8 protein-coding genes are annotated in these 8,094 nt (G+C 50.0%); 3 read left to right on the top strand and 5 right to left on the bottom strand.

Annotated features, from left to right (window positions below; all coding sequences use genetic code 11):
* The first annotated feature begins 134 nt into the window (after positions 1 to 134).
* The 3 genes from AC01YT_RS13225 (at position 135) to eno (ending at position 4,350) form a co-directional block, all read left to right on the top strand.
* A complete protein-coding gene (locus AC01YT_RS13225; protein WP_476676158.1) occupies positions 135 to 1,034 on the top strand; it encodes a S1 RNA-binding domain-containing protein in 900 nt (299 codons plus the stop codon).
* A 277-nt stretch (positions 1,035 to 1,311) separates the two neighbouring features.
* Complete coding sequence (locus AC01YT_RS13220) at positions 1,312 to 2,952, top strand: CTP synthase (protein WP_476676156.1); 1,641 nt, start codon at positions 1,312 to 1,314, stop codon at positions 2,950 to 2,952.
* Positions 2,953 to 3,057: 105 nt separating this feature from the next.
* Entirely contained in the window at positions 3,058 to 4,350 is a 1,293-nt protein-coding gene (eno, locus tag AC01YT_RS13215; RefSeq protein ID WP_476676154.1) for a phosphopyruvate hydratase, read from the top strand.
* Positions 4,351 to 4,424: 74 nt separating this feature from the next.
* On the opposite strand, the gene AC01YT_RS13210 is transcribed toward eno, so the two are convergent.
* The 5 genes from AC01YT_RS13210 to AC01YT_RS13190 form a co-directional block, all read right to left on the bottom strand.
* Positions 4,425 to 5,060, bottom strand: coding sequence for an SDR family NAD(P)-dependent oxidoreductase (locus tag AC01YT_RS13210; protein ID WP_476676152.1), 636 nt, complete (start codon positions 5,058 to 5,060; stop codon positions 4,425 to 4,427).
* 9 nt (positions 5,061 to 5,069) lie between these two features.
* Positions 5,070 to 5,531: a peroxiredoxin family protein gene (locus AC01YT_RS13205; RefSeq protein ID WP_476676150.1), complete on the bottom strand. Its 462-nt coding sequence runs from the start codon at positions 5,529 to 5,531 to the stop codon at positions 5,070 to 5,072.
* Positions 5,516 to 6,526 carry an alpha/beta fold hydrolase gene (locus tag AC01YT_RS13200; RefSeq protein ID WP_476676148.1) on the bottom strand — a complete coding sequence of 337 codons (1,011 nt, stop codon included), beginning with the start codon at positions 6,524 to 6,526 and terminating at the stop codon, positions 5,516 to 5,518. Before AC01YT_RS13200 ends, AC01YT_RS13205 begins: the two co-directional genes overlap by 16 nt.
* Positions 6,523 to 7,278, bottom strand: a complete 756-nt coding sequence (locus AC01YT_RS13195; protein WP_476676146.1) for an alpha/beta fold hydrolase — start codon at positions 7,276 to 7,278, stop codon at positions 6,523 to 6,525. Before AC01YT_RS13195 ends, AC01YT_RS13200 begins: the two co-directional genes overlap by 4 nt.
* A gap of 90 nt (positions 7,279 to 7,368) precedes the next feature.
* A complete protein-coding gene (locus AC01YT_RS13190; protein ID WP_476676144.1) occupies positions 7,369 to 8,067 on the bottom strand; it encodes a uracil-DNA glycosylase in 699 nt (232 codons plus the stop codon).
* Positions 8,068 to 8,094 lie beyond the last annotated feature (27 nt).

Below are 8,094 nucleotides of genomic sequence, written 5' to 3'. Positions count from 1 at the left end.
GGAATCGCGCTAATCTAGAATTTCCTAATTTTAGATATTGTGCCAAATTTCACTCCCTAGCGATTTGACAGATGATATCAGCGGGGGTATAATCCCCCTTCGCTGATTGAGATTGGAAACGGGAGTGTGATCTAATGGAAAATATGGTTATTGCGGAGGCGAACCACATCGAAATCAAACCTAAAATGAAATTTACCGGTAAGGTGATCAAGTTAAACCTCGCTGGTGCTGTTATAGACTTAGGTGTGGCCAAAGGGGTCTTACATATCTCACAGATTCCCTCTCCCACACCTGGTCAACCCATAAAGCACATCCGCGAAGTGCTTGAAGAGGGGCAAACCGTGGAAGTTTGGGTGCGGCGGGTTAAGGGGGATCGTATTGAACTTACCCTCAAAAAACCCCTTGACCTTGAATGGAAAGACATCAAACCCGAGATGGTGGTTAAGGGCAAAGTGGTTCGCATTGAGCCCTTTGGCGCATTTGTAGATATCGGTGCCGAGCGTCCGGGGCTAATTCACATTAGCGAACTCTCCCACGGCTACGTCAAAACCCCCACCGAAGTTGTTCAAGAGGGGGATGAGGTCGAGGTCAAAATCATTGAAGTGATTCGTAAAAAGAAACAAATAAAATTAAGTCTGAAGGCCCTTCAACCCGAGCCAACCCAAGAACCGCGCCCCCAGCCAGTCGAAGAGAAGAAACACACTCCTGTAGAAAAGAAAGAGCCACAAACTCACGAACCAGTGGCTAGCAAAGAGAAATCGCGCGATAAAGGACGCGAAAAACGGCGCAAGCGTGCGCGAGGAAGCGCCGATGAAAACGCCTTCAATCTGGATGAACTGATTAGCACGGTAGAGGAATCACAACCCACCGAGGCTGAGCCCACCGTAATGGAATTGGCGTTACGCGAGGCCATGGAGCGCGCCAAACAACGAAAAGAAGCCGCTAAGGCCAAAAAGGCTAAAACCTTGTCTGCTGAACAAGAGGCTATCCTCAGCCGTACGCTTGAACATCGCTCCAACATCAGCCAATCCTAAGTTTAGATATGCTAAAAAAGGGCGGGATTTGTCCCGCCTTTTTTTGCTTAATTCACAAAAATTCGCGCCTTAAAAAACCAGCCATCTCTTTTTATTGTGGTAAACTTAGCACCAATGAATGTACTTGACCACTATAACAGGAAACTCTGGTGTTATTCTCGCAATAATCAAGCCAGAGAGCACTTCCCAAACCCAATCGAGGGAGGAGTCGGATCAACGACCCTCCCTCTCCACTTAACTTACCACATCTGGTGATTTATTCGGGAGGATGAAATCCGTGCCAACAAAATATATCTTTTTCACCGGAGGCGTCGTCTCTTCTGTTGGTAAAGGGGTAACCGCAGCAGCCATTGGGCGCACTTTGAAAGAGCGGGGATTTGCTGTGACTGCCCAAAAGTTAGACCCATACCTTAATGTGGATCCGGGCACCATGAGCCCGTATCAACATGGTGAGGTCTATGTTTTGGACGATGGCGCAGAAACCGATCTCGACCTTGGACATTACGAACGCTTTATGGACGTGCGCCTCAACCGTGTCTGCAATACCACCACCGGACAAATTTACGCTGAAATCATCAGCAAGGAACGTCGGGGTGACTTCCTCGGCGGTACGATTCAAGTGATCCCTCATATTACTAACGAAATTAAACGACGCATTACGCTAGTTGCCAAAACTACCAATGCAGAAATCGTATTGGTTGAAGTAGGTGGCACGGTCGGCGATATTGAGAGCCAACCCTTTTTAGAATCTCTGCGCCAATTAAGACGAGAGTTGGGACGCGAAAATACCATGTATATTCACGTGACATGGCTCCCATACATTGGCGCCACGGGTGAACTTAAGACCAAACCTACTCAGCACTCCGTGAGCGAGCTACGCTCCATCGGGATCAATCCCGATATGATCATTGCTCGTTCTGACTATCCGGTTGATCGCAGTCTTTTAGACAAGATCTCATTATATTGTGACGTTGATCGCCGGGCCGTGGTGCCGATGACCACCACTCCTGTGCTTTACGAGGTGCCACTACTGCTGGAAGAAGCCGGGGTCGCCGACTTTATCCTCGAACGCCTGGGCTTAGAAGCACGCCGCCAACCCGATTGGGATTTGTGGCGACGCCTTGTGGCTCAGGTACGCCGCGAAAAACCAAAGGTCAAAATTGCTCTAGTGGGAAAATATGTGGAACTACATGATGCCTATATGAGCGTCCGAGAAGCCTTAAAACATGCCGCTCTTCACCTCGGCGTCGAGGTAGAAATTTTATGGATCCATGCCACTGATCTTGAACGGGGACGTTCCTTGGAAATTTTCGAAGAGGCTCATGGTATCCTGGTGCCTGGCGGGTTTGGGTCTCGCGGAATTGAAGGTAAAATCTTGGCCGCCCGTTATGCCCGTACCCACAAGGTACCCTACCTTGGCCTCTGCTTAGGCATGCAATTGATGGTCGTTGAATTCGCCCGTTATGTCTTTAATGATGAACGCGCCAATTCAACCGAGTTTGATCGAACCACACCTTACCCCGTGATTGATTTACTCCCCGAACAGCAACAAATCACTGAAATGGGCGGCACCATGCGGCTGGGGCTTTATCCTTGTCAACTAAAGCCAGGTACCAAAGCCGCCCAAGCCTACCAAGAAGCGCTGGTCCAGGAGCGCCATCGCCATCGCTTTGAATTCAACAACGCCTACCGTGAGATATTTGAGAACGCCGGAATGGTTTTTTCTGGACTTTCTCCTGATGGCCGCCTAGTAGAAATTGCTGAACTGGCTGATCATCCATTTATGCTTGGGACTCAATTTCATCCCGAATTCCTATCCCGTCCCACCCGTCCACACCCTCTTTTCAAGGCATTCATTGAGGCTGCCTGCGAATACGCCGGGGTAACCGTACAACCCTTTGAAATGGAAGCCATCTAATGAATTGTGACAAATATCACAACATGATCTAAAATATTTGGGTTATACTAACTTAGACCAATGAAAAGCAAGTTTGTTTTCAATTCTTACTCTGAGGAGGACTCTATGGACACGACAATTGAATCCATTACCGCATTAGAAATCCTTGATTCACGTGGCAATCCCACTGTTGAAGTCGAAGTTGTACTAGCCGATGGTAGTTGGGGACGCGCTGCCGTCCCATCAGGCGCCTCAACCGGTGTCCACGAAGCCCTTGAACTCCGCGACGGTGATAAAGCGCGCTACTTGGGCAAGGGCGTGCGCAAAGCTGTAGATAACGTCAATAATGAGATTGCGGAAGCCCTGGTAGGTTGGGACGCCGTAGAGCAAAAGGCAATTGATCAACTACTCATCGAACTGGATGGCACCCCAAACAAGTCTAAACTAGGCGCCAATGCAACCTTAGGTGTAAGTTTGGCAGTGGCAAAAGCCGCCGCCAATGCTCTGGGCTTACCCTTGTACCGTTATATCGGTGGCGTGTACGCCCACGTGTTGCCCGTTCCTCTGATGAACATCCTCAACGGTGGTGTTCATACCGGATGGCAATCCACCGATGCCCAAGAATTCATGATCGCCCCGTTGGGTGCTCCTACCTTTTCCGAAGCATTGCGTTGGGGTGCCGAGGTCTATCACGCGCTGAAAAGCGTCTTGAAAGCAAAAGGGTATGCAACACTCGTCGGTGACGAAGGCGGGTATGCCCCTGCGCTTAAGGCTAATGCAGAAGCGGTTGAGGTAATTTTGGAGGCCATCGAGAAAGCAGGCTATAAACCCGGTGAGCAAATCGCCATCGCGCTCGATCCTGCCGCCTCGGAACTCTACGACCCTGAGACCAAACGTTACAACATGCGTCGTGAAGGCAAGCAGATGACGAGCGAAGAACTGATTGCCTTCTGGAAGTCCTGGATTAATCAATATCCCATTGTCTCCCTCGAAGATGGGCTGGCCGAAGATGACTGGGAGGGCTGGAAGATGCTCACTGCCGAACTCGGTCACCGCATCCAACTCGTAGGTGATGACCTGCTGGTGACCAATCCCGAACGCGTACGCCGAGCGATTCAAGAGAAAGCCTGTAACGCCCTCCTGGTCAAACTCAATCAGATCGGCACCCTGACTGAAACGATCGAGGCAGTCGAACTTTGTCATCGAGCAGGTTGGCGTGCTGTCACCTCGCACCGTTCAGGTGAAACTGAGGATACCACCATTGCCGACCTGGTCGTGGCCTTAAACATGGGGCAAATTAAAACCGGCGCTCCTGCGCGCACCGACCGCGTCGCCAAGTACAACCAGTTACTGCGCATCGAGGCCGAACTCGGCGATACGGGTGTTTACGCCGGTTGGAATGCCCTCAAGCGCGCCTAAATAATTGGGATGGTTTCATGTAAAGAACGCCGCTCTTGACACAAGAGCGGCGTTTATCACCTTGGGTCTTGCAGTTAAGTGATATCTAGGAAACCCGAATAATTTGAGTGATAGGCTTCCAACATCTTAGCCGCTACCACATCCGGCTCGACTGCGTTCGGTGGCATTTTGAACGGTACTTTCTGCCACAAGGGAGTGTTAACCGCCATCGGTCTTACTACCACTACCGGCCGCTTAAGTTCTTTACGCGCAACCTCCGCTAGTGCCTCCAATCCCGCTTTAGCCGCGGCATAAGCCGAAAGTCCTGGTAACCGTATTCGTTCATTTATTGCACCTAAAAAATAAACCGGAGCCTCAGGACGAAGTAACGAACTACTATAATGTAAGGCTAAATAAACACCCGTAAGGTTTGCGTTAAGGATCTGCTGCCATCGTTCCAAACTCATTTGGATCAATGGCGCGACCATAATGTCACCAGCAGCATAGATCCACCAATCAACCTGCAAACCCTCCTGCGACATTTGGGTTGTAATAGACTGCAATGAAGTTGGAAAATTGAAATCCACTTCATAGACATGCGAAGTAAGCTGCACGAGACCTTTCGTTCTGCGAGCGACAGCCACCACCTGCCAACCATTAGCGCTCAATAGGCTAACTAAAGCCAATCCTATGCCACCGCTCGCGCCCCAAACTAAAGCTGTTTTTGTCATCGCCCAACCTCACCAGGAATCCAACACCGCCAAGATTTGAGCATTCGAGGGAATATCCGCCATATGTTGAGCATAATGGGCAAACCGAATTTTACCCTCTTCATCAACTACAAAAACCGCTGGCATACGTCCTAACTTTAGAATATTAACTTCCTGTTGGTAAAGATCGCTCACTTTGGAGCCAATATCCGCCAATCCAATAAACGGCATGTTTTGTTCTTCCCAGAAGCGCTTAAAGGCCCGTGGTCCATCGGGGCCAATAATGAGTACAGCCACATTACGTTTTGCAAATGATTCTTCATCCTGACGCAACTGCGCCATATGCCTGAGGCAGTAGGGTCACATAAAACCACGATTGAAGACAAGGACCACCCGCCGGCCTCGAAAGTCCGATAACTTTACCTGATGACCCTGAGTATCCCTTAATTCAAAATCTGGGGCTTCATCCCCAACCCTCAATTGTTTACCCATGCCTTCACCTCTTTGTCTTTGGTATTTCTTTCCTCGCTTATCACAAAGGGTAGAACCGCGTGCAAGAACTCCGTCGGGCATTCCTCTTGCGGGACGTGCCCGCAATCAGGAATAACTACCAAGCGCGCATTTGGTAGCTCCTGAGCTAAACGAATGCTTTCTTCAGTGGGAACAATGCGATCATCATCACCGGTAATGACCAAAATAGGGTGACTAACCTCACTGAGATGTTTAGCCAGGTCAGAAGCTTGACTGGCTTTGGTTAATTCCCACAACGCGCGATCCCAATTTTTAGTTTGGAGTGGCTTACGATAGCCTGCAATGATCTCATCCGTGATTTTACTTGGATCATGCCAGGCCAAACGCAGGAAGGCTAATCCCTGTTCCCCAGCCAGTGAACGAACGAACCAGGGCCCAAGGCGATTCATTTGAGGGGTATCCAAAAGTGGACGGATCCAAGCCGGTGCGCCACCACCTCGATAGATAGCTGCATCTACTAAAACCAAACCCTCAACCCTTTGGGGGTATTTTAGTGCTGTGTAGAATGCAACTGTTCCGCCAGCCGAATTACCGATCAAAAAAGCGCGCGGGATATCCAGAGCATCCATAAGCCCAATCACCAAATCGGCTTGGAAATCTAAGGTATAAGGATTTTTGCCCTCCCATGTCTGCGGAAGAGGGCGTTCCGTCAAGCCAAAGCCGGGGCGATCAAAGGCAATGGCCGTGCCATGAGCACCTAACGGCCTGATCACCTCACGCCATGAAAATGTGCTGGCCCCGAAGCCATGCAATAGAATCATGGCCGGATTCCCATTTCCATAACGTTGATAATGAACCTTGAGGCCGTTAATCTCAATAAATTGGCTATCCGGCCATGCCAAGGATTCTTCATCTACTCCATCAGGCAAGGGAGGAATAGGAATGATGAGTGGAACGATGACAATTGCCGCCATAAGTCCAGAAAATATCACGATTAAGAGGCGAAAAATCTTCATTGTTCACCCATTCCTTCGACAGCACGTAAGAAGCGGATTATGGCCTCTACAGTTTGTTGCTGTTGGGCTGTTCGAGAAATCGTAGCCTGCCCATCCCCGGGTTGATCCCCATACCAACCAAAACCACTATGGTTACCACCCTGGATCACAACCCATTGGGTGGTTTCAGGAAGCAAAGGCCGTGAGTCGGCAATCTTCTGAGGAGTAGCCAAGCCATCGGCCGTAGCAGAGATAGACAGAACTGGAATTTGAAAAGATCGCAGTGACGCACTGTTCGCCGGATAAGCAGCCACCAGGATTAACCCTTGCACCTCGTGAGGATGCCGAGAAACGAAAGTCGCTGCCATGGCTCCTCCCAACGAGTGCCCTCCTATCACCCAGGTGGAAATCTGAGGGTATGCTGCAATCACTTTTTGAGCCGCCTCTGGTGATAAGACGGCTAAATTAAGCAGCATGGGAGAAATGATCGTTAGATAGCCATGCTCGGCGACTGCCCGCATTAATGGCGCATAACTACGGTAATCCACCCGGCCCCCAGGATAGAAGATCACCCCCAGACGAGGTGAGTTATCACGAGGCACAAAAGCCAACCACTGATTCTGTTCAACCTCAATTCGGGCATCCGATACAAGAGCGGCCTGCACTTCAGGCATTGGGCCCAAAGGGGTAAGCGCCCAGGCTAGAAAGCCTCCCAGTCCAATGAATAATAAAGCCAGGATACCTGCCAGGAAAATTCGAAACCTGCATAACATTTTTAGACTCTTAGTAACCTTTCACTCATTGAATTGTAATGCCCCCCCTTATTTTCCACAAGCATACACACGCCAAAAGACTATACAAACCTATCCTCCCAACAATCCACGCACTCGTTGCCAAATAGCATCAAACATTTCAACCGTCAGCCGTCCGGTTTGAGTGTTCTGGCGGCTGGTGTGATAAGAGACCAGAATCCAAGGACGCTTCTGATCCGACGGTAAAAAAGCCCCATGCTCAAAGTGCAGATCAACCTCCGGAAACCCTGAAATGCGAAGCAACTGTAATACCCCTCTTAAAGCAATGTGTCCTAATGCCACTATCCCCTCAAGATGAGCGAGATGACGAAACTCCCACACGAGAAAGGGAAAGCAATTGATCAATTCTTCATGAGTCGGGCGATTCTGGGGCGGCACACAACGGCAAACTGCCGAAATGTAGACGTCCTTCAGGATCAGCCCGTCATCACGGTACTGAGCGATGGGTCGGTTTGCAAATCCAGCCCGATAGAGAGCCGAAAACAAAAAATCACCGGAACTATCACCGGTAAACATCCGCCCTGTTCGGTTGGCGCCATGAGCCCCTGGTGCCAGTCCAACAATCCACACCCGGGCATTGCGATCGCCAAAACCTGGCACAGGTCGCCCCCAATAATCCCAATCCCGATAGGACTTACGCTTTTCCTGAGCCACCCGCTCCCGCCAAGCCACCAACCGCTCACAACGCCGACACTGAACCAGCACCCTTTCAAACGTCTCCCAATCAACAATGTTTGTTAGGGTCATCATGATTTCCTCAAATCCTCTAATTTACCT

The sequence above is a fragment of the Thermanaerothrix sp. genome (genome assembly GCF_056331585.1).
Note: the sequence above shows the minus strand (reverse complement) of the source record. Positions and strands in the feature narration are given on the sequence as shown.

Bases quoted from the DNA above. Each gene is read 5' to 3' on its own strand.
- AC01YT_RS13225 (WP_476676158.1), top strand. From the start codon at position 135: ATGGAAAATATGGTTATTGCGGAGGCGAACCACATCGAAATCAAACCT.
- AC01YT_RS13200 (WP_476676148.1), bottom strand. From the start codon at position 6,526: ATGAAGATTTTTCGCCTCTTAATCGTGATATTTTCTGGACTTATGGCG.
- eno (WP_476676154.1), top strand. From the start codon at position 3,058: ATGGACACGACAATTGAATCCATTACCGCATTAGAAATCCTTGATTCA.
- AC01YT_RS13195 (WP_476676146.1), bottom strand. From the start codon at position 7,278: ATGTTATGCAGGTTTCGAATTTTCCTGGCAGGTATCCTGGCTTTATTA.
- AC01YT_RS13210 (WP_476676152.1), bottom strand. From the start codon at position 5,060: ATGACAAAAACAGCTTTAGTTTGGGGCGCGAGCGGTGGCATAGGATTG.
- AC01YT_RS13190 (WP_476676144.1), bottom strand. From the start codon at position 8,067: ATGATGACCCTAACAAACATTGTTGATTGGGAGACGTTTGAAAGGGTG.